This is a genomic window from Candidatus Clostridium stratigraminis, assembly GCF_045310675.1.
Taxonomy (GTDB): Bacteria; Bacillota; Clostridia; order Clostridiales; family Clostridiaceae; genus Clostridium_AT; species Clostridium_AT stratigraminis.
Map to the genome: position 1 here is coordinate 548,431 of NZ_JBJHZZ010000001.1, position 22,567 is coordinate 570,997.

The 22,567-nt window shown below is 31.6% G+C and carries 24 protein-coding genes; 23 read left to right on the top strand and 1 reads right to left on the bottom strand.

All coding sequences use genetic code 11. The features are described 5' to 3' along the window. Positions 1 to 36 precede the first annotated feature (36 nt). The 10 genes from ACJDUG_RS02625 (at position 37) to rho (ending at position 11,314) form a co-directional block, all read left to right on the top strand. On the top strand, positions 37 to 1,137 hold the full coding sequence (locus ACJDUG_RS02625; protein WP_406768325.1) for a GerAB/ArcD/ProY family transporter: 1,101 nt from the start codon (positions 37 to 39) through the stop codon (positions 1,135 to 1,137). Continuing rightward, the gene (locus tag ACJDUG_RS02630; protein ID WP_406768326.1) at positions 1,127 to 2,305 is read left to right on the top strand and encodes a Ger(x)C family spore germination protein; all 1,179 of its coding nucleotides are present in this window, start codon (positions 1,127 to 1,129) and stop codon (positions 2,303 to 2,305) included. The genes ACJDUG_RS02625 and ACJDUG_RS02630 overlap by 11 nt, the downstream gene beginning before the upstream one ends. A 67-nt stretch (positions 2,306 to 2,372) precedes the next feature. Beyond that, on the top strand, positions 2,373 to 3,107 hold the full coding sequence (gene spoIIR / locus ACJDUG_RS02635; RefSeq protein ID WP_406768327.1) for a stage II sporulation protein R: 735 nt from the start codon (positions 2,373 to 2,375) through the stop codon (positions 3,105 to 3,107). A gap of 107 nt (positions 3,108 to 3,214) precedes the next feature. Beyond that, positions 3,215 to 4,585 (top strand): germination protein YpeB, encoded by a 1,371-nt coding sequence (ypeB, locus tag ACJDUG_RS02640; RefSeq protein ID WP_406768328.1) that lies wholly within the window; start codon positions 3,215 to 3,217, stop codon positions 4,583 to 4,585. A gap of 112 nt (positions 4,586 to 4,697) precedes the next feature. Next, complete coding sequence (locus tag ACJDUG_RS02645) at positions 4,698 to 5,729, top strand: D-alanine--D-alanine ligase family protein (protein ID WP_406768329.1); 1,032 nt, start codon at positions 4,698 to 4,700, stop codon at positions 5,727 to 5,729. A gap of 21 nt (positions 5,730 to 5,750) precedes the next feature. Beyond that, positions 5,751 to 6,164, top strand: coding sequence for a YwiB family protein (locus tag ACJDUG_RS02650; protein ID WP_406768330.1), 414 nt, complete (start codon positions 5,751 to 5,753; stop codon positions 6,162 to 6,164). Between the two features lie 43 nt (positions 6,165 to 6,207). Further along, a complete protein-coding gene (locus ACJDUG_RS02655; protein ID WP_406768331.1) occupies positions 6,208 to 7,158 on the top strand; it encodes a sigma-54 interaction domain-containing protein in 951 nt (316 codons plus the stop codon). 379 nt (positions 7,159 to 7,537) lie between these two features. Then, the gene (locus tag ACJDUG_RS02660) at positions 7,538 to 9,148 is read left to right on the top strand and encodes a CTP synthase (RefSeq protein ID WP_406768332.1); all 1,611 of its coding nucleotides are present in this window, start codon (positions 7,538 to 7,540) and stop codon (positions 9,146 to 9,148) included. Positions 9,149 to 9,316: 168 nt separating this feature from the next. Further along, positions 9,317 to 9,661, top strand: coding sequence for a hypothetical protein (locus tag ACJDUG_RS02665; protein WP_406768333.1), 345 nt, complete (start codon positions 9,317 to 9,319; stop codon positions 9,659 to 9,661). 153 nt (positions 9,662 to 9,814) lie between these two features. Then, the gene (gene rho / locus ACJDUG_RS02670; RefSeq protein WP_406768334.1) at positions 9,815 to 11,314 is read left to right on the top strand and encodes a transcription termination factor Rho; all 1,500 of its coding nucleotides are present in this window, start codon (positions 9,815 to 9,817) and stop codon (positions 11,312 to 11,314) included. 16 nt (positions 11,315 to 11,330) lie between these two features. Here rho and rpmE read toward each other — a convergent pair whose 3' ends face one another. Continuing rightward, complete coding sequence (rpmE, locus tag ACJDUG_RS02675; RefSeq protein ID WP_406768335.1) at positions 11,331 to 11,537, bottom strand: 50S ribosomal protein L31; 207 nt, start codon at positions 11,535 to 11,537, stop codon at positions 11,331 to 11,333. A gap of 245 nt (positions 11,538 to 11,782) precedes the next feature. Here rpmE and ACJDUG_RS02680 point away from each other — a divergent pair, with 245 nt between their 5' ends. The 13 genes from ACJDUG_RS02680 to wecB all read left to right on the top strand — a co-directional run bounded on the left by ACJDUG_RS02680 (position 11,783) and on the right by wecB (position 22,488). Beyond that, positions 11,783 to 12,397, top strand: coding sequence for a thymidine kinase (locus ACJDUG_RS02680; protein WP_406768336.1), 615 nt, complete (start codon positions 11,783 to 11,785; stop codon positions 12,395 to 12,397). A 13-nt stretch (positions 12,398 to 12,410) separates the two neighbouring features. Next, positions 12,411 to 13,316: a DUF1385 domain-containing protein gene (locus ACJDUG_RS02685; protein WP_406768337.1), complete on the top strand. Its 906-nt coding sequence runs from the start codon at positions 12,411 to 12,413 to the stop codon at positions 13,314 to 13,316. 18 nt (positions 13,317 to 13,334) lie between these two features. Further along, entirely contained in the window at positions 13,335 to 14,183 is an 849-nt protein-coding gene (gene prmC / locus ACJDUG_RS02690; protein ID WP_406768338.1) for a peptide chain release factor N(5)-glutamine methyltransferase, read from the top strand. Positions 14,184 to 14,263: 80 nt separating this feature from the next. Continuing rightward, complete coding sequence (gene prfA / locus ACJDUG_RS02695) at positions 14,264 to 15,340, top strand: peptide chain release factor 1 (protein ID WP_406768339.1); 1,077 nt, start codon at positions 14,264 to 14,266, stop codon at positions 15,338 to 15,340. 31 nt (positions 15,341 to 15,371) lie between these two features. Continuing rightward, entirely contained in the window at positions 15,372 to 15,959 is a 588-nt protein-coding gene (locus ACJDUG_RS02700; protein WP_406768340.1) for a hypothetical protein, read from the top strand. A gap of 42 nt (positions 15,960 to 16,001) precedes the next feature. After that, complete coding sequence (locus ACJDUG_RS02705; protein ID WP_406768341.1) at positions 16,002 to 16,772, top strand: ZIP family metal transporter; 771 nt, start codon at positions 16,002 to 16,004, stop codon at positions 16,770 to 16,772. A 29-nt stretch (positions 16,773 to 16,801) separates the two neighbouring features. Further along, on the top strand, positions 16,802 to 17,851 hold the full coding sequence (locus ACJDUG_RS02710) for an L-threonylcarbamoyladenylate synthase (RefSeq protein WP_406768342.1): 1,050 nt from the start codon (positions 16,802 to 16,804) through the stop codon (positions 17,849 to 17,851). A 21-nt stretch (positions 17,852 to 17,872) separates the two neighbouring features. Further along, the gene (locus tag ACJDUG_RS02715) at positions 17,873 to 18,325 is read left to right on the top strand and encodes a low molecular weight protein arginine phosphatase (protein ID WP_406768343.1); all 453 of its coding nucleotides are present in this window, start codon (positions 17,873 to 17,875) and stop codon (positions 18,323 to 18,325) included. Positions 18,326 to 18,407: 82 nt separating this feature from the next. Next, complete coding sequence (rpiB, locus tag ACJDUG_RS02720; RefSeq protein ID WP_406768344.1) at positions 18,408 to 18,857, top strand: ribose 5-phosphate isomerase B; 450 nt, start codon at positions 18,408 to 18,410, stop codon at positions 18,855 to 18,857. Between the two features lie 11 nt (positions 18,858 to 18,868). Continuing rightward, positions 18,869 to 19,498, top strand: coding sequence for a uracil phosphoribosyltransferase (upp, locus tag ACJDUG_RS02725; RefSeq protein ID WP_406768345.1), 630 nt, complete (start codon positions 18,869 to 18,871; stop codon positions 19,496 to 19,498). 232 nt (positions 19,499 to 19,730) lie between these two features. Further along, the gene (locus ACJDUG_RS02730; protein ID WP_406768346.1) at positions 19,731 to 20,219 is read left to right on the top strand and encodes a deoxycytidylate deaminase; all 489 of its coding nucleotides are present in this window, start codon (positions 19,731 to 19,733) and stop codon (positions 20,217 to 20,219) included. Between the two features lie 59 nt (positions 20,220 to 20,278). Next, complete coding sequence (locus tag ACJDUG_RS02735; RefSeq protein ID WP_406768347.1) at positions 20,279 to 21,301, top strand: glycosyltransferase family 4 protein; 1,023 nt, start codon at positions 20,279 to 20,281, stop codon at positions 21,299 to 21,301. Positions 21,302 to 21,324: 23 nt separating this feature from the next. Then, positions 21,325 to 22,488 carry a non-hydrolyzing UDP-N-acetylglucosamine 2-epimerase gene (gene wecB, locus ACJDUG_RS02740; RefSeq protein ID WP_406768348.1) on the top strand — a complete coding sequence of 388 codons (1,164 nt, stop codon included), beginning with the start codon at positions 21,325 to 21,327 and terminating at the stop codon, positions 22,486 to 22,488. Positions 22,489 to 22,567 lie beyond the last annotated feature (79 nt).

The following is a 22,567-nucleotide window of genomic DNA, read 5'->3' on the forward strand; positions in this document are numbered from 1 at the left end:
TATACTAAAGATACAGGAAAGTGAGGACTACTCTATATGAATGAAAAAAGGCTAGTTGGCAAATATGGATTATTTTCAACTATAGTAGTAACGGTAATAGGCGTAGGGGTGTTTTCCTATCCTAGTTCTATGGCTGAAGAAGTTGGAACTGATGGATGGATTGTAACAATAGCTGCAGGTTTTATATGCATGGCTTTGTTATTTATAATTTATAAAATAGTAAATAAAAATGGTTTCATATCTTTTTATGATCTTACTATAAATACACTAGGTAAACTATTTGGAAATGTCATAATATTATTACTTTGTTTTTATTTTATTTTTTCAATCTCAATTGGCATGAGAATATTTGTTGAAGTAATAAAAATGAACTTATTATTAAAAACTCCAACAGAATTTATATTATTGGTAATGATTTTTACTGGGCTCTACATAGTACGTACAGATATTTCTGTATTAGTTAAATTTAATGAAATATCCTTTATAATTATGTTTGTACCAATGATAATCCTTTTATTGTTTTCAACTAAAAATGGTGACATAACTAATGTGCTGCCTATATTGCAGCACTCTCCAAAAGAATATTTAAGTGCACTAATAACTTCCACTTATGCTTTTGGAGGATTTCAAATAGCATTTTTAATTTTGCCATTCATGAAAGATGTAAAGGAAATTAAAAAAACACTCATCAGCAGTATATCATTTATAACAATATTTTATGTTGCGGTTGTAATCTTATGCTTAATGTTTTTTACAAAGGAGCATACTAAAGAGCTTATTTGGCCTACTATTGCATTGGTAAGAGCTATAATGATACCAGGATCATTTATTGAGAGATGGGAAGGCATAGTAATGGCATTGTGGGTTTTTTATTATTATACAACCTTTGTAAACGTATTTTATTTTTCGGCAGAATTAATTAAAAAGAGCTTTAAGCTTGATGAAATAAAATTAACTGCTTTAATACTCTCACCAATTATATATTTAATAGCCTTATATCCTGAAAATATTGCCGAAATTAATGATATATCTAATAAGACCACCTTGTTTTTTGTTGTTTTGAGTTTCATAATTCTACCTTTTGTTTTATTGATATTTAAAGGAGGCAGAAAAAGAGGTGAGAAAAGTGAAGTATAAAAGAATACTGCCTATAATCTTGTGCAGTTTATTCTTAAGCGGATGTTGGGATAAAGTTGAAATTGATAGAAAGTTATTTATAACAACTATAGGAATTGATCCAGGTAAGGATGCGGGCAATAATAAGGAAGCAAAGGAAATTAAGCCAAATGACCCATTTCAAGATAGAATTTCTGAAAGAAAACTTTCAATAACCTATAGTTTTCCTAATATAAGTGCCCTTGGGCCTGGAATAACTAGTACTGCTGAGGACAAATATATTAACGTGGATGCTTCATCTATGGAAGACGGAATAATGGAGGCTACTGGGCGAAGCAGCAGAAGTATATATTTAGGACAGACAAAGCTTATAATGCTAAATAGTGCGATTTTGGAACAGCCAGATATTTTCAAAGAAATATTAGATTATTTGGAAAGACACCCTTATTTGAACAAAATGATGAGGATTGTAGTTTCCGAAGGAAAGGCCGAGGAATTTGTAAAATTTAAACCTACCATGGAAAAAAGTATAGAGAATTATTTAACTGGACTTATGGAAAGCAGTGAAAGTAATGCCTCAATTTTACCAATTACCTTAAATGAAGTAATAATCCTTCTAGACCAGAATGGAAATGCAATTATACCTAAAGTTAGCATGGATAAAGAAAAAGATGATATTGTGCTTTCAGGGGTAGCAGTTATTAAAAATTATAAATTAAAAGGCTTTTTAACACCTGTAGAGGTTGCAGATTTAGAAATAATGAGGGGTAAAATCAAAGGTGGAAAAAGAGTGATTTATATGGATGGCCACCCAATTGATATAGAAATAAGTGATATTCAAAGAAAAATAAAATTAAGTGGTGATAAAAATAAACTTTTCTTTAATATTAATTGTAGGTTGGAAGCTCAGCTTATGGAAGATTTTAAAGGAAAAGAGATACTATCAAAGACAGAACTTAATTCTATTGAAAAAAATTTTAGCGAATCTATTTCTAAAGAATGTAATATTATAGCTAAACTGATGCAGACTGAGTTTCAGGTAGATCCCATAAATTTAAGGGAATATGTGGAGGAATATAAGCCATCTCTTTGGAAGGGAATTAAGGATAATTGGGATGAAGCTTTTAAAAGTGCAGAAATTACAGTTAATGTTGATGTAAAAATTAGAAGAATCGGCATTACTAAATAAATATTTATGTATAATTAGGGAATTAATGGATATAATTACAGACAAATAAACAATCAGGGGGATAAAAATGAAAAAATTTATATGTGTTGTTATTTGTCTATGTATAGGATATTCAATATTCTGGAGTGGTTTTTCGGTTAAAGGTCTGAAAGCTAATAATGTAAATAATATGTCACTCCAAAATTCAATTGAAAATAAAATTATACGATTTCATGTTATAGCAAATAGTGACAATGCTGAAGATCAAGCTTTGAAACTAAAGGTAAGAGACAAAGTGCTTGAATATATTGCTCCAAAGTTAAAGACATCTAAAAGCATAGGTGAATCCAGGCAAATTCTTATGCAAAACGATAAAGATATTCATGAAATAGCTGATAAAGTTATAAAGGATAATGGATACCCTTATAAATCAGTTACAATGTTGTCAAAGGAAAACTTTCCAGTTAAGACTTATGGAAATATAACTCTTCCCCAAGGTGAGTATGAAGCCTATAGAATTATTATTGGGAATGGTTCTGGTCAAAACTGGTGGTGTGTGATGTTTCCACCCCTCTGTTTTATAGATATAACTAAAGGTGAAGTTTCCTACAAGGATACAGAAAAAGCTATGAAAGAGGTACTTACACAAAATGAATTTGAGGAAGTTGACAATACAAATTCACTTTCTAAGTCTGGAAACCTAGGTAAAAAGACAAAAGAAGATTTAGGAAAAGCTACCACTGAAAGTTCAGGAAAAGATAGCACAGAAAAGTTGGAAATAAGATTTAAAATTTTTGATGAACTTAAAAAATTATTTTCATAGGTAATTATAAAACTCGACATTACATGTCGAGTTTTTCTTTTCTTGGATGAATAATAAGAATATAACTACAAATACTATGTGAAGAAATTTATGGGAGGTAAAGCTCTATGCAAATGACAAAAAAAAGAATTATATATACTATTGCTGTAACCCTAATTGTTGTATTCTCTACAACATTTGCTATTTTAATGACCTTAGAGAGGACTGATTATAGAAACTATCTTCAAAGCGAGTATAGTAAGAATATGCATGAATTAATAACTTCAGTAGAGAATATTAGAGTAGATTTAAGTAAAGCAGCTATAACAAATTCCAGGGAAAAAAAAATAATAACCTTTGAAGAAATTTTTAGATATAGTGCTACAGCTAATGATAAGCTGCATTCATTGCCAATTCCACAGCAAAATATTGAGAGTACCAGTAAGTTTTTGTCTCAAGTAGGAGATTTCTGTTACAGTCTAGTTAAGGCTTCCTCTGAGGGAAAAGATTTAAGCGATAAGGATTATAGCAATATTGACAATTTGAAACAAGAGGCCTTAAAACTACAAAATGATTTAAATGTGGTGTTAGCTGATATAAGTGAAGGCAGGGTAAAATGGGGAGAAATTAGGCAAAAGGCAACAGGCGTATTAGCAAGCCAAAATGCAGAAGCAGTTTCCACCCAATTTGCAAATATACAAAAGCAAATTGCTGCATATCCATCATTAATCTACGATGGCCCATTTTCTGATAATATTATGAATATAAAACCTAAAATAACTGCTCAAGCAGAAGTTTCTTTATCAGATGCCACTAATGTTGTTTATAAGGTTATAGGAAAAGAGAATATTGAAAAGATTGATAATGTTTCTAATGAAGGGAAAACAAAGATTCCTTCCTATCGCTTTAATGTTACAATGAAAAATAGAAATGCAAAACAGAATATAGTTATTTGCGAAATTAGTAAAAACGGAGGCAGGGTTGTTTATCTATTAGATAATAGATTAATTAATAATCCAACAATAGATTTAAAAAAAGCTGCAGACATAGGTGCTAAATATTTGCTTAATTTAGGCTATAAGAATATGGTTACTGCTTATACTTTAAAATATGATAACACTGCTATTATAAACTATGTATTCAAACAAAATGATATAGCAATTTATCCAGATCAAATTAAGCTAAAAATTGCTTTAGATAATGGAAATATAATAGGAATTGAATCCGAAAAATATTTAGTTTCTCATGAAGAAAATAGAAAACTTAATACCCCTAAAATTTCTGAGGCAGAAGCTGAAGCTAAAGTTAGCAAAAGATTAAGCATTTCTACCAAAAGGCTTGCAGTAATTCCAACAGAAACTAATACAGAAATTCTTTGTTATGAGTTTACGGGAAGTTATCAAAAAGATAAATTCATAGTATACATAAATGCCCAAACAGGTTATGAACAAAGAATATTACAGATAATTAATACCCCAAACGGAGAACTTGCAATGTGAGATATGATGAGCCACGGGGACGTTTCTCGTGGCTATTTTTATGTAGCAATCTACTTGTATTATGATATAATAATTAATGAATAAATATTAAGACATACAAGGAGCTGAAAATATGAAGAAAAAGATTGCAGTATTATTTGGTGGTCAATCTACTGAACATGAGGTTTCAAGAGTTTCTGCTGCTTCTGTAATTAGAAATATTGATGTGGCTAAATATGATATATATCCAATTGGAATATCAAAAGAAGGAAAATGGTTTGAATATAATGGAAAAGTAGATTATATAGAAAATGGTAAATGGGAAAGCGATGAATTTTACAAAGTCCCAGAAGGACAAAAAATATTATTTAATAATGAAGTTGATGTAGTATTTCCTGTATTGCATGGATTATATGGAGAAGATGGAACTATTCAAGGTATGAGTAAACTGTTAAATATACCATGTGTTGGGCCTGGAGTTATGTCTTCCGCTATTTGCATGGACAAGATTTACACAAAATACCTTTTAGAGGGGTTTGGAGTAAGGCAGGCTGAATATGTTGTTGTGAATGCCTATGAGTATGAGGTAGATAATAAGAAAATATTAAGTAAAATTGAAGATAGACTAAAATTCCCTGTATTTATTAAACCTTCTAACAGTGGATCTTCTGTTGGTATAACAAAGGCACATAGCTTGGAAGAATTAAAGGAAGGTATTATGCTTGCATTAAAACATGATAGGAAGGTTCTAGTTGAAAGAGGGATAAATGCAAGGGAGGTAGAAGTTGCTGTATTGGGTAACGATTACCCTGAAGCGGCTGTTCCTGGAGAAATTATTCCAGCAAAAGAATTTTATGATTATGAGGCAAAATATAATAATGTGGCTTCAAAACTTTTAATACCTGCAGATTTAGAAGAAGCAAAATTAGAAGAAATAAAAACAGCAGCTATAAATATATATAAAATATTAGATTGTGCTGGAATGGCAAGAGTGGATTTTCTTGTGGATAAAGATACAAAGGAAATTTATTTAAATGAAGTTAATACTATACCTGGTTTTACTAGCATTAGTATGTATCCTAAAATGTGGCAGGCTGCTGGTAAAAGCTATAGTAAGCTTATTGATGAATTAATAGAATTAGCAGTAGCTAGGAATAACTGTTAGTAAAAGGGAGGTAGTAAAATATTGAATAAAAAGGCCATAATAACCATTTCAAGTCAGCAAAATAATGTGGAAGACAGTAGAATTGAAGTAGTTTCTCCTGGTGAATTTTATAAAGAAAAGGAAGCTTATTGTGCGGAGTATAATGAAACTGAGATTTCTGGCATGGAGGGCACAAGGACTACTTTAAAAGTTAGTCCTGAAAAATTTACATTATTAAGAGTTGGTACTACAAATGCAGAGATGAATTTTGAAAAGGATGGTAATGCATTAACTATATATAATACTCCATATGGTGTTATTGAAATGAAAATTGAAACTTTAGATTTAAAAGTCAATATAGATGAATTTGGTGGAGATATATTAGTTAATTACAATCTAATTATTGGTGGAGAAAAACCTCAAAGCACAATATTGAAGGTAAATATTAAGGCGTAAAGTTACACAAAGTATTATTTAGAATATGCAAAGGGGGGAGCACATGAGGACAATAACTACTGCCAAATACAATTTTCACCATATTATAGGAAATAGCGAAAATTTAATATGTTGCAAGGATAAGGCAGTAAGAGCCTCTAAAACTTCTTCCCCTATACTTATTTATGGAGAAACAGGTACAGGAAAAGAATTATTTGTACAAGCTATACATAATAATTCATATAGAAGTAATAAGCCCTTTATAGCTCAAAATTGTGCAGCTATTCCTAGCAGTTTACTTGAAGGAATACTTTTTGGAATAACAAAAGGGGCATTTACAGGTGCAGAGGACAAAAAAGGTATATTTGAATTAGCAACTGGCGGTACCTTATATTTAGATGAACTTAATTCAATGCCTATTGAACTTCAAGGAAAACTTTTACGAGTATTACAGGATGGTACTGTTAGAAGATTAGGCAGTTCTATAAATAAAAGCGTAGATACTAGATTAATAGTATCATTAAATGAATGGCCAGAGCTATTAATTGAAGAAGGAAAGCTTAGAAAGGATCTATATTATAGGCTAAACGTAGTAAGAATTGATTTACCCCCCTTAAGATATAGAAAAGAAGATATACCTTTAATTACTGAATACTTTATTAAAAAATTCAACAAAAAATTTCATGCCTCTATTGATGGAATAGATGGATCCTCTTTGGAAAAATTAATCTACTTAGAGTGGCAGGGAAATGTAAGGGAGCTTGAACATGTAATTGAAGGTATTTTTAACCTAAAGCAAAAGGGCAAAATAAATGAAAATGATTTAGAGTATGTTGGACTCAACATAGTAAATAAAAATATATCCCTTAAAAGTAAAATGGAAGAAATAGAAAAATCCTATATTAAAGAAGCACTTATTATTAATAAATATAACATTTCTAGGGCTGCTGATTTTTTACAAGTACCGCGGCAAACCTTACAGAGCAAGATAAAAAAATATAATATTCTTACTTAGGGAAGAAAGCAACTTCCTTTTTTGTTTTTAAATTTTCAATTAATTCGAATTTTAATATTTTCATAGTTTATTGGTGAATAGGGTATATTATTTGATGATAATAAAATGAATAATAAGAAATATTAATAATTCTAGAAACATATAAAGAGCTGTTAAAAGAATTGATAGTAGGCTTTAAAAAAATTTGACGAAAAGCAAAAAAAATATAGCATAAAATGAAAAGATGTGCTATCATATTATAGTGTTTTAAAAAAGAAAACAATAATTCCATTTTATAGGGTAATTTCTATTATAATATGTGAAAAAGAACTTGTCAACAAATTTTTAAAAAATATTAGGGGGTGAATATTACTTCAAAATACATTTGAAGTAATAGCTTATGAAAAATACAAAATATATATTCGTCACTGGTGGAGTAGTTTCATCACTTGGAAAAGGGATAACTGCAGCATCCTTAGGAAGACTTCTTAAAAATAGAGGAATAAAAGTTTCAATTCAAAAGTTTGATCCATATTTAAATGTTGATCCGGGAACCATGAGTCCTTATCAGCATGGTGAGGTTTTTGTAACAGATGATGGAGCTGAAACAGATTTGGATTTAGGGCATTATGAAAGATTTATCGATGAAAATTTAAGTAAAAATAGCAACGTTACAACAGGAAAGGTGTATTGGTCAGTTATTTCTAAGGAAAGAAAAGGAGATTATCTAGGTGGTACAGTACAAGTAATTCCACATATAACAAATGAAATAAAACAAAGGGTGTATAGAGTTGCTAAGGAAAGAGAAATAGATGTAGTTATTACTGAAATTGGTGGAACTGTTGGCGACATAGAATCACTTCCTTTTTTAGAAGCAATTAGACAGATTAAATATGAAGTAGGAAGAGAAAATGTATGCTTTATTCATGTTACTCTTGTTCCATTCTTAGGAAAGGCCGGAGAACTTAAAACTAAACCAACCCAACATTCTGTTAAGGAATTAAGAGGCATAGGTATTCAACCTGATATTATTGTTTGTCGTTCTGAAAAACCTCTATCTGAAGATTTAAAAGGCAAAATAGGATTGTTCTGTAATATTGATGGTAGATCGGTAATTCAAAATCTTGATGCAGAAAATTTGTATGAAGTACCTCTAATGCTTCATGAGGAAGGTTTAGATACTCTCGTTTGTGAAAAGCTTAGTCTTCCATGTGGCGATATAGATAACAATGAATGGACAGCTATGGTAAAGAAGTTAAAGAACCTTTCTAGCACTGTAAATATCGCATTAGTTGGAAAATATGTAGAGCTTCACGATGCTTACATATCAGTTGTAGAAGCACTAAATCACGGCGGATTAAGTAATGATGCAAATGTAAATATAAAATGGATAAATTCAGTAGATTTAGATAAGGAAAATGTAGGTAACTTACTAGCAGATGTAGATGGAATTTTGGTTCCTGGTGGTTTTGGAGATAGAGGCATTGAAGGAAAAATAGAAGCCATAAAGTATGCTCGTGAAAATAAAGTACCTTTTCTTGGGATATGTCTTGGAATGCAGTGTGCAGTAATTGAATTTGCAAGAAATGTATTAGGCTTTAAAGATGCACATAGCTCAGAAATAAATCCAGAGACAAACTACCCAGTTATAGATTTAATGCCAGATCAGAAGGACATAGATGAAATGGGAGGAACTATGAGACTTGGTTTATACCCATGTAAACTATCTAAGGAAAGCTTTGCTTTTGAAGCATATAATGAAGACTTAATTTATGAAAGACATAGACATAGATATGAATTTAATAATGAATATAGAAAACCTCTTACTGAAGCTGGTCTAGTACTTTCAGGAACAAGTCCTGATGGAAGACTTGTGGAAATAGTAGAACTAAAAGATCATCCTTGGTTTGTGGGCGTTCAATTTCACCCTGAACTAAAATCAAGACCAAATAGACCCCACGCACTTTTTAAAGATTTTATAGAAGCTGCTATGAAAACTAAGGTAAAATAATAGGAAAAAGATTCACCTGGGTGAATCTTTTTTTAAAAAATTTCAAAATTACATGTCGAATTAAAAATATGCCTTTTGGAAAAGTGCGGTTTTATTTTTGAAGGAATTCTTTAAGATTTATAGAATAATAATATTAAAATAAATATAAAATATTTGGAGGCGAGAAAGGTGCTGATTAATTCTAAAATAAGCATTGCATTAAAGAACGCCTATGAGCAATATGAAATTAAAGAAATATCTATTTTCGAAATTGAGAAGCTGAAAATGGCTTTCCCGTGCATTCATATTAATTCTAAAGGACATAAGCAATTAAGTTTTACAATTAAGTGCCCATTATGTGGAGAGGTACACTATTATAAATATAATATAAATGATTTTCTTAAAAGAGAAGTTATTATTGGCGGCTGTGAAACTTTAGGAGTACCAATTTTTTATATTGGTAATGAGAGTAAGGTACATGAAAGAGTTAACAAAGTAAATGAGCAAAAAAGTGATTTGATTGTTATGTTTTGAGTGAGTAAATTCACTCTTTTTATTTTAAAATAAAAAAATGGATTAAAATTATAAAATAGTATATAATGTATAAGGTATTACATTTCATGGTAGTTCTTTTTGAAATCCCAATAAATTATTAAATATATAAGTGAATATTTGGAGGTGTATTGTTTGCTTAGCAAAGAATTAGAAGTTAAAACTCTAACGGAGCTTAGAGATATTGCTAAGGAACTTGGTATTAAAAACATATCAAAGTTTAAAAAAGCAGAGCTTATTGAAGAAATTAGCAAGGTTTCTCCTGCGTCCATTGAAACGAATGGAGTAGTTCTTAGAGAAAAGATAACTCCCAAAAAGGATGAAGTTAAAGAAGAATCTGAAAAATCTTATGTAAAGAGTGAAGAAATTAAAGCTGTAACTACGAATTTAAACACAGCTTATGAACCTGCCCCAAAGTCTGAGCCTATCATAGAAAAAGTTTCCTTTGAAGAAAAAAGAGAAAGACTTAAAGAAATGATAGATGAATCTGATACTGCTAGAGGAGTATTAGATGTTATTGAAAATAGTTTTGGCTTTTTAAGAGGACAAAATTATCTTTCTGGACCAAATGACATTTATGTATCTCCTTCACAAATTAGACGCTTCAATTTAAGAACAGGTGATATGGTTGAAGGTAAGGTAAGAACCCCTAAAGAGGGAGAAAAGTTTAAAGCTCTATTATATGTACAAGGTGTAAACGGTGAAAACCCTGAAAGAGCTGTAGGAAGAAAAAAATTTGAAACTTTAACCCCTATTTATCCTGAAGAAAGAATCAAATTAGAAACAAGTACACTAGATTTATCCTCGAGATTAATGGATATTATTTCACCATTAGGTAAAGGACAAAGAGGTATCATAGTTGCACCTCCTAAGGCTGGTAAAACTACTCTTCTTAAAAAAGTTGCCAATAGTATTAGTAAAAATCACCCTGAAATAAAATTAATAGTGCTTTTAATAGATGAAAGACCTGAAGAGGTTACTGATATGCAGCGTTCTATTAATGGTGAAGTTATATTTTCAACCTTTGATGAAGAGCCAGATCATCATACAAAGGTTGCAGAAATGGTACTTGAAAGAGCAAAGAGGATGGTAGAGCAAGGTCAGGATGTGGTTATTTTATTAGACAGTATAACAAGACTTTCAAGGGCCTACAATCTTACAATAACTCCAACTGGGCGTACACTTTCTGGAGGATTAGATCCTGGAGCACTTATAAATCCTAAAAAATTCTTTGGTGCTGCAAGAAACATTGAAGAAGGTGGAAGTCTTACTATTCTTGCCACAGCTCTAGTTGAAACAGGAAGCAGAATGGATGATATGATTTTTGAAGAATTTAAGGGAACAGGAAATATGGAAGTTCACTTAGATAGAAAGCTGCAAGAAAGAAGAATATTTCCTGCTATTGATATTTATAAATCTGGTACAAGAAGAGAAGACTTACTTTTAACTTCTAAAGAGCAAGAGGTTATCTTTAATATCAGAAGGGTTATGTACAAAGAAAATAGTGCAGATCTAGTTACAGAAAAGCTAATAGAACATATGGCTAAAACAAAAAATAATGATGATTTCTTAGAAATCTTTATGAAAAACGATATTTTAAAAAGAGATAATGGAAAAGAAAAATGGGAAAGGTAAATCCTTTCCCATTTTTTTATTCTGTAATATTGAACTTCCTTCTAAATTTCTCAACTCTTCCACCTACGTCAACAATCTTTTGACGTCCAGTGTAGAATGGATGGCATTTAGAGCATATTTCTACTTTTAGTTCTTTCTTAACAGAACCAGTTGTAAATGTGTTTCCACATGCACACTTAACCACAGCGTCTTGGTGGTATTCTGGATGTATGCCTTCTCTCATTTCATTCACCTCTTTCAATTATCGAATATGTTTCCATATTCTCAACTACTAGATTATAGCATGCAAATATTTTGTAGTCAATCTTTAATAAAAGGCTGTTTTTTGATACAATATATTTGTTTAGTTTAATTGCTAGTGTTCCGAATAAAAGGAGGTAAAAGGTCTAAAAGGCCTTTTACGAGTAGTTTTCGAGCGGGAGCGAGTAGGTCAAACTACTCGGTGTTCCGAATAAAAGGAGGAATGACATGAGTAAATTATATTTTAGATATGGAGCAATGAATTGCGGTAAATCAACAAATCTTTTACAAGTTGCATACAACTATGAAGAAAGAGGAATGAATGTAATAATAATAAAACCTAAGACTGATACAAAGGGTGGGCATAAGGTTGTATCAAGGCTTGGGGTTACAAGGGAAGTAGACCTTTTAATAAGTGAAGATATGAATATATGTACTGAGGTGGAAGCCTTACTTAAGAAAAATATCAGGATAGATTGTATTCTAGTGGATGAAGCACAGTTTTTTAAAAGCAGGCATATTGATCAGCTTTTTGAAATAGCTGTTTTAATGGATATTCCAGTTATATGCTACGGCCTTCGCACGGATTTTCAGATGAATGGCTTTGAAGGAAGTTCAAGATTACTACTATTAGCACACAGTATAGAGGAACTAAAGAATATATGCAACTGCGGTAAAAAGGCTCTTTTAAATGGAAGAATGATAAATGGGAAATATGTGTTTGAAGGAAAACAAGTTGCTATTGATAAACAGGATAATGTAGAATATCATGCACTATGTCCTAAATGCTATTTTCAATATAAAAAAGAATATGAAAATGAAAAATTAAAGATAAAGAAATAAAGTGGGGAATTGTATGAATAAAAAGGTTTCTGTTGGTGGACAAGCTGTTATAGAAGGTGTTATGATGAGGGGCAGGAAGGGAGTTTCTACTGCAGTTAGAACTCCTGAGGGTGAAATTGTAATAGAAAGATTAGATTTAGTACCATATTCTAAAAAATATAAGCTTTTAGGGTTGCCTATAATTAGAGGCTTTGTATCCCTTATAGAATCTCTTGTTATAGGAATAAAGACCTTAAACTTTTCAGCTAAATTTTTTGAAGAAGAAGAGGAAGTCTCTAAATTTGATAAGTGGTTTAAAAATAAATTTAAAGATAAAAGTGATGATATTATTGCAGGAATTTCTCTTATATTCTCGTTAGTAGCTGCTGTATTATTATTTTTCTTAATGCCAACCTACGTAGCTAACTTTTTTAAGAAACTTACTTACATAAATACAGTATGGCTCAATGTAATTGAAGGGATAATAAGAGTTATATTATTCTTATTATATATATATTTCATTGGTAAGCTAGAGGATATTAAAAGAGTATTTGAGTATCATGGCGCAGAACACAAGACTATTTTTTGTTATGAAAATGGCATAGAGCTTACACCAGAAAATGCAGAAAAATTTAGAAGATTACATCCAAGATGCGGTACAAATTTTTTGTTTTTGGTTATGATAGTAAGTATAATTATTTTTTCCTTAACAGGATGGAATTCCTTACTTCAAAGACTTCTATATAGAATAATACTACTGCCAGTGATATCAGGAATTACTTATGAACTTATTAGATGGATGGGCAAGAGTAATAGTAAAGCAGCAAATATATTAGCTTTTCCTGGGCTTATGCTTCAAAAGCTTACAACAAGGGAGCCAGATTTATCTGAATTAGAAGTTGCAATAGCCGCATTAAAGTCAGCAGAGGGATTAGAATAAATCATAAGGATGATGGAAATGAAAATACAGCAATTACTAACTAAAGGTTATGAAATTTTAAAGTATAATAATGAAAATTATATTTTAGATTCTCAGCTGATTTTAGGTAAGGTTTTAAATTTGGATAGAGTGTCTATAATTATTAACAGGGACAAAGAAGTCAGTGAGAAAAGTGTAATTGAATATTTTCGATTAATTGATTTACGAAAAAATAAGATGCCTATAAAATATATAATAGAAGAAACCGAATTTATGGGAATATCATTTTTTGTAAAACAGGGAGTTTTAATACCTAGGCCTGATACAGAAATATTGGTAGAAGAGGTTTTAAAGCTTACAAATAAAAAAGACAGTTTGAAAATATGTGATGTCTGCTGCGGCAGCGGAGCAATTGGTCTTTCAATAGCAAAAATCTTAGATAACTCAGAGGTTTATTGCAGTGATATATCCGAAATAGCATGCGAGGTAACCTCTAGAAATATAGAGTTACTTTCATTACAACATAATGCTCATTTTTATAGAAGCGATTTACTTCAGTTTGCTATAGATAATAAGCTTAAGTTTAACATAGTGGTATCAAACCCACCATATATAAGAACATCTGTGATACCAACTTTAATGGAGGATGTAAAGGACTATGAGCCATATATTGCCCTATGGGGAGGCGAGGATGGATTAAATTTTTATAGATCCATTACAAAACAAAGCCTTCAGGTTTTAAATGAACATGGGGTTCTAGCTTATGAAATAGGGTATGACCAAGCTGAAGAAGTTAAGGGAATCCTTGAAGAAAATGGCTTTAGTAATATTAAGATTATTAAAGACCTTGCAGGGCTTAATAGAGTAATAATTGCTACTCTTAATTAATAAAAAAATTCCATCGCTATTTTTTGAGGCTTGTGTTATAATAATAAATTGTGAAAATAATATATGGAGTGATTATATAAATGTTAGATAGACTTAATTTTATAGAAAATAAATATGAAGAGCTTTCTAGAAAAATAAGCGATCCTTCAGTTATGGCTGATCAGAAGGAATGGCAGAAGCTCTGCAAAGAACATGCTGACTTAGAAATAATAGTTAATAAATATAAAGAATATAAAAAAACTATAGAAGATATTGAAGCCAATAAGGAAATGCTTAATGAGGACATTGAGAAAGAACTTAAGGATATGGCTCAAGAAGAGATAAGGGATTTAACTTTAAAATCAGAAGAGCTTCACAAAGAATTAAACATTTTACTTCTTCCAAAGGATCCTAATGATGAAAAGAACGTATTTATTGAGATCAGAGGTGGGGCCGGTGGGGAAGAAGCTGCTCTTTTTGCCTCAAACCTTTTTAGAATGTATACTAGATATGCAGAACGTCACAGATGGAGAATTGAACTAATGAGTGCCAATGAAACTGATATTGGCGGCTTTAAGGAAGTTGTATTTATGGTTAGGGGTCAATCCGCTTATAGTAAGCTTAAATATGAAAGTGGAGTTCACAGAGTACAAAGGGTTCCCGATACTGAATCCAGCGGACGTATCCACACATCCACAGCAACGGTAGCAGTTTTGCCAGAAGTTGATGATGTAGATGTAACTATTAATCCAAATGATATTAGAATTGATGTTTTTAGAGCTTCTGGTCACGGTGGCCAGTGTGTTAACACAACAGATTCAGCAGTAAGAATAACACATATTCCAACAGGTCTTGTAGTGTCTTGTCAGGATGAAAAATCCCAGCTTAAAAATAAAGAAAAAGCTATGAAAGTTTTAATGTCAAGGCTTTATGAAAGAGCTGAAGCTGAAAGACATGCTGGAATAGCTGAAGATAGAAAGAGTCAAGTTGGAACTGGAGATAGAAGTGAAAGAATTAGAACCTATAACTATCCACAAGGTAGAGTTACAGATCATAGAATAGGGCTAACACTCTACAAGTTAGAAGCCTTTCTAGATGGTGATATTGATGAAATGTTAGATGGTTTAATTACAGAAGACCAAGCTAGAAAGATGGAAGCAATGGGAAGTAATGAATAATCAAAATTGCACACAAATTTAGAGGTGAAATATGGACATAAATAAAGCTATTAGGAAGCAAAAAAAATCTAATATTGGGTTTTTGCTATTCTTAAGCTTTATTTTTTTTATGCTGCCATTAATTTTATTTTTAGCACACAAATCAAGCGTTTTCTTTATAGTTTATCTTATAATAATTGAACTGCTTATATTAATAACAATATTAATTAATATAAGCAATAATTATATAAAGTTCAGCAGTGATAGCTACAGATTAAAAATAAAGCTGCTGCATTTTGGCGAGGAAATGAATATTATTTGTGATAAAGTAAAATTTGTACATGCTGAAGGAATAGGTGTGCAGATGTCAATAATCTTTATTATGAATTCTAGATTTAGAAACAAAAAAATTATACCAGTAGACAGTAATTTTATAAGTAAACACCCCTATTTGGCTCAGCAATATTATTGGTTAAAGGTGCAGAACCCGGAAGATAACTATTATTATCTTATTATAACTAAAGGGGGCTTTGAGAAATATAAATTATTAGATATGATTTATAGAAATTGTGTAAAAGCCGAATATACAGAAGAGGCTGTGGAAATTATTAAGGAATATAGAAGAAGTAATAATGTATAAATTTTAGACATATGGTTCTTCACTCCGAATTTCATAAATAAAATGTATAGAGTTAATTTATGGAGTAGGAGTGATAACTTGCTTAGAAATAATATTTATTTAATTGTTGCTTTTGGAAGCATAATATCTTTAATTGGAACTATGCTTGGAGCATCCTTAGGAATAATAGTGAAAAAGCCTTCAAATAGACTCTTAGGTGCTATAATTGGCTTTGCAGGAGGCTTAATGCTTTCCATTGTTGTCTTTGATTTAATACCTGAGGCTATTGACAACTGGAGCTTTACCGGAACTTTGATGTTTTGCATTATAGGGATTCTAGTTATATCTATGTTAGATAGAATTATCAATATTACCAGCAGCTTTGCTAAAAATAAACATATTAAGGTTGCTTTTATGGCTGCAATTGGATTAATGCTGCATAATCTTCCTGAAGGGGTTATTATGGGTGTTGGTTTTCTTGCCGGACAGAGCCTTGGCTTTAAGATGAGTTTAATAATTGCTATACATGATATTCCGGAAGGTATCGCAGTTTCTGCTCCACTGATGGCATCGAAGGTGAGGGTGAGAAAAATTTTATTTTTTGCCTTCTTAACGGCTTTTCCAACAGCCATAGGAACCATTATTGGAGCATACCTTGGAAGCATTTCAGATAATATATTAGGTGCATGCCTTGCACTTGCTTCAGGAATAATGATGTATGTAGTCTGCGGAGAGATGTTTCCCGAATCTTCAAAGCTTTGGGATGGAATAACAAGTACAGCCGGTATCTTGACTGGAATCATTTTAGGGCTTATAATGACTAAAATGCTCTAATGTACATATAAACAAAGGAGAAATTTTTAATGAATACGAAAGTTATATTAATAGATGAAGATAAAATAGATGAAGATAAAATAGTCTTGGCAGGCAAGGTAATAAGTAAGGGTGGACTTGTTGCATTTCCTACTGAAACTGTCTATGGGCTTGGGGCGAACGCGCTTGATTCTAGTGCTGTAAGAAATATATTCGAAGCTAAAGGTAGACCTCAGGATAATCCATTGATAATTCACGTATCAGATTTTAATATTAATTCATACGTTAAACATATTCCTGAAGTAGCTGCAAAATTCATGAAAAGCTTTTGGCCTGGACCTTTAACTCTAATATTTAATAAGACAGAAGTGATTCCAGAAGTGACTAGCGGAGGACTCTCTACTATCGGCATAAGAATGCCTTCTAATGTAATAGCTAGAGAACTAATTAAAGCCTCAAAGGTGCCAATAGCCGCTCCATCTGCAAATATATCAGGCAGACCAAGTCCTACTGAAGTTAATAGATGTATTGAAGATTTAAATGGGAAAGTTGATATAATACTTGGAGGCGGAAGCTGTGAAGTCGGGCTTGAATCCACTATTGTAGATTGTACAGTAATTCCACCTTGTATTTTAAGACCAGGGGGTATAACCTTGGAGATGCTTAAGGAAATAGAGCCATCAATATATATGGACCCAGCAATTATGAAAAAACCAAATGCAGATCTTAAACCAAAGGCGCCTGGAATGAAGTATAGACATTATGCTCCTAATGCGCCAATGAAAATAATACAGGGAGATATAGAAAAAACTATTGCAAAAATTAATGAAATAGTGCAAAATAATATAGGTGAAAAAATAAGCGTAGGAATTTTAGCTACTGATGAAACTAAAGATAAATATGTAGATGGCATAATTATTTCATTAGGAAGCAGAAATGATGTAAGCTCTATTGGAAAGAATTTATTTGAGGCTTTACGAAGCCTAGATGATCAAAAGGTAGACTTAATTCTTGCTGAGGCCTTTGAAGAAGATGAAATAGGGACAGCCATTATGAATAGGATGAGAAAGTCAGCTGGTTTTGATATTATTAATGTTTAAGTTTATTAAGGAGGGTTGAAAATGGAAGTGTTATTTGTATGTACAGGTAATACCTGTAGAAGCTGCATGGCTGAAGCCATTTTTAATAGTCTTTGTACTCTTAAAAATGTAAAAGCTTCATCTGCTGGACTATCTATTGAAAAAAACAGTATAGCTTCCATTTATTCAGCTCAATTAGTTAAGGAAAATTTATCCTTAGATATTAGTAAAAGGTTGGCAATTCAGCTTACTTTAGAAATGTTAGATAATGCTGGCTTGATATTAACTATGACCACTAATATTAAAAATATAATCACTTCAAGATTTCCTAAGCTTAAAGACAAAGTATTCTCTTTGAATGAATATGTCGGCATGAAGGGTGATATAGTTGACCCTTATGGCGGCGATTTTCCTATTTACAGTAAAACTTATAACGCTTTAAATAATAGTATATTATTATTGTTAGACAAAATAAAAGAAGATAAAAGCATTTAAAAAAAGTGCTATTATCTTCTTTTTTGTAATAAAAAATTATAAAAATTCTAAAAATAGTATAAGGAAAACAAGGAGGAAAGATATGAAAATTGCAATAGGCAGCGACCACGCTGGTTTAAGTTTAAAAAATGAAGTAGTAAAACATTTAGAAAAGATAGGTATAGAATTTAAGGATTTTGGAACTTTTTCTGAAGATTCAACTGACTATCCTGATTATGCTCAGGCTGTTGCAGAGGAGGTTACTGCAAAGAATTTTGATTTTGGTATTTTAGTTTGCGGTACAGGAATTGGTATAAGCATTGCTGCAAATAAAGTTCCAGGTATAAGAGCAGCACTGTGCTCCGATACCTTCAGTGCTCACTCAAGTAGAGAGCATAATAATGCAAATATTTTAGCATTAGGAGCAAGAGTATTAGGTACTGGACTTGCACTTGATATTGTTGATAACTTTTTAAATGCTAGCTTTTTAGGAGATAGGCATTTAAAAAGAATAAATAAAATAACAGCAATTGAAAATAAATATATGAAATAGGGGGAAATAAAATGAGTAAAGTTACACAAATTGCACATCCATTGATATTACACAAATTAGCATTTATTAGGGATAAAAACACAGGATCAAAAGATTTTAGAGAACTTGTAGAAGAAGTAGCAATGCTTATGGCTTATGAAGTAACTCGTGACTTACAGCTGGAGGAAGTGGAAATTGAGACTCCTATATGCACAGCTAAATGTAAAATGCTTTCAGGTAAAAAAGTTGCAATAGTCCCAATTTTGAGAGCTGGACTTGGAATGGTAGATGGAATGCTTAAACTTATACCCGCAGCAAAGGTTGGTCATATTGGATTATATAGAGATGAAGCTACACTAAAACCAGTAGAATATTTCTGTAAGCTTCCACAGGATATTGAAGAAAGAGATGTAATTGTAACTGATCCTATGCTAGCTACTGGAGGATCAGCAGTAGATGCAATAGCTTTATTAAAGAGAAAAGGAGCAAAATATATAAAATTGATGTGTTTAATAGCAGCTCCTGAAGGCATAAAAAATGTTATGAATGCTCATCCAGATGTAGATATATATGTGGCAGCTATTGATGAAAAGTTAAATGAACTTGGTTATATTGTACCAGGACTTGGAGATGCAGGAGATCGCCTCTTTGGTACTAAGTAAGACAAAGCTTTAAACTTCAGTAAATTTCATTTTCCTTAATAAGTTAAAAAATAATTATATAAAAAACTGATTTCAGCATAAGCTGGAGTCAGTTTTTTATATTTTATATTAAATTTTTGGCTTTAGAGAGCACTGGAATCAGTGCACAGTAAGGAATGTTTAAAATTAGTTTTGTATTATTAATATAAATGACTTATAATATTAGTGATTAATGTAGAAATGAGGAATACTGATGGAACGAAGAGATAAGAATAATTATTATCTTGACATAGCTGAAACTGTTCTTGAGAGAGGAACTTGTTTAAGGAGAAATTATGGATCAATTATTGTTAAAAATGATGAGATAATATCCAGCGGATATACGGGAGCCCCAAGAGGACGGAAAAATTGTCAGGATATAGGGATTTGCCGTAGAGAACAGTTAAATGTTCCAAGAGGTACCCAGTATGAATTATGCCGTTCAGTACACTCTGAGGCAAATGCAATTATTAGTGCTTCTAGGCGTGATATGATAGGTGCCACTATATACATAGTTGGTAAAGAAACTAGAACCTTAGAGCTTGTTAGGGATGCAAATTCTTGCACAATGTGCAAAAGGTTAATTATAAATGCAGGTATTGAAAAAGTCATTATTAGAGATACAAAAGACAAATATCGTATAATTCAAGTACAGGACTGGATTAATGATGATGATTCATTAAGCAATGAATTCGGGTATTAAATGGTACTTAATATACAGGAAAGGATTCTTACTAATCGATTAAATTAGGAAGGTAACTTATGAATAATTATTTTTTAATTTTAGTATCGGCGGTTATATCTTTATTAGCAACCCCATTAGTAAAAAAGTTTGCAGTTAAAATTGGGGCAATAGACGTTCCAAAGGATGAAAGAAGAGTACATAAAAAGCCAATTCCATTATTAGGTGGTTTAGCAATTTATATTGCATTTATGATAACTATAATTTTAAAAAAGGGCAGCCTTGAAATATCTGAATTAGGAATAATCTTAGGTTCTACAATAATAGTTATAGGCGGGGTAATTGACGATATTAAGGATTTAAAGCCTTTAGTGAAACTTAGCATTCAAATTGTAGCTGCTCTTTGCCTAATTGTAAGTGGAGTAAGTATTACAATACTGACAAATCCTTTTGGAGGCACAAATGGACTTATATACATAAGCTGGTTGTATATACCTTTCACAGTAATTTGGGTTGTAGGCATTACTAATGCGTTAAATCTTATTGATGGCTTAGATGGTTTGGCTGCAGGGGTGGCGCTTATTTCTACAATAACAATTTTTATTATTGCTATAATTCATAATAGATCTGAAGCTGCCGTTCTCACTTCAGTGCTTGGTGGAGCTATTATTGGATTTTTGCCATATAATTTTAATCCTGCAACTATATTTATGGGTGATACTGGAGCACAGCTGCTTGGATTTCTACTAGCGGCAATATCTATGGAAGGTACAATTAAATCAGCTACAGCCTTTGCTGTATCAGTTCCAATTCTAGCTATTGGGCTGCCAATCTATGACACTATTTTTGCTATGATTAGAAGAAAGGTAAATGGGAAGCCAATATCTCAAGCAGATAGAGGGCATTTGCATCATAGATTGTTAGATCTTGGACTTTCACAGAGGCAGGCTGTTATTATAATGTATTTACTTAGTGCAATTCTAGGAGGTATTGCTATTATAGCAATGCAAATAAGTACCGTTCGTTCTTATTTCTTAATGGCTTCAGTGATAACGATTATTGTATTCGTTGCTTGGAAGATGGGCTTTTTTAAACATGACTAGCATATTACTTAGGAGGAAATTAAATGGAGAAAATTAAAGTAATTACCATATTCGGAACTAGACCTGAGGCGGTAAAAATGGCTCCGCTGGTAAATGAATTACAACAAAGAGAAGAGATAGAATCTTTGGTTTGCGTAACAGCACAACATAGACAAATGTTAGATCAAGTCCTTGAACTTTTTAATATAAATCCTAATTACGATTTAAATATTATGCAAGCAAAGCAAAGTTTAACAGGTATAACTACTAAAGTATTAGAAGGGCTTGAAGAAGTTTTTGAAAAAGAGAAACCAAACTTGATTTTAGTTCATGGTGATACAACTACTACCTTTGCTGGATCTCTTGCTGCTTTCTACAAGCAAATAAAGGTTGGTCATGTAGAAGCTGGTCTTAGAACCTTTGATAAATACTTTCCTTTCCCTGAAGAAATGAATAGAAAGCTTACAGGTGCCATTGCTGATCTTCATTTTGCGCCTACTGCAGGAGCAAAAGAAAACCTTTTAAGAGAAGGAATTAAGGAAAGCGACATTTATGTAACAGGAAATACGGTAATAGATGCTATGAATTATACTGTTGAAGATGAGTATGAATTTACTAATAAAGAATTAAATGAAATAGATTATAAGTCTAAAAAGGTAATTATGGTTACAGCTCATCGAAGAGAAAATTGGGGCGAAGGTATAGAAAATATATGCAAGGCTCTAAAAAATATTGTAGAAAACAATAAAGAAGTTGAGCTTGTTTATCTAGTTCATTTAAATCCTATAGTCAAAGATGTTGTTTACAAATATTTAGATGGTGTTGAAAGAGTACATTTGCTGCCGCCGCTTGATACAAAGGAAACACATAATCTGATGAATAAGTGTTATATGATTATGACTGATTCCGGCGGTCTTCAAGAGGAGGCACCACATCTTGGAAAACCAGTCTTGGTACTTAGGGATGTAACTGAAAGACCTGAAGCTGTGGAAGCAGGAACTGTAAAACTTATTGGAACAAACATGGAAGTTATAATAAGTAATGCTAATGAGTTAATAAGAGATAAAGATGAATATGATGTTATGAGAAAAGCCATAAACCCCTATGGCGATGGTAAAGCTTCTAAAAGAATAGTTGATGCTATATTATATAATTTTGGTTATAACAATAAAACCTTAACTGAATTTAATGTAAATGAGAAGCATTAATTATAAAATATTTACAGACACAAACTTTTTAAAAGCTTGTGTCTTTTTCTTATGTAAAAGTTGATAAATGCAAAGTAAT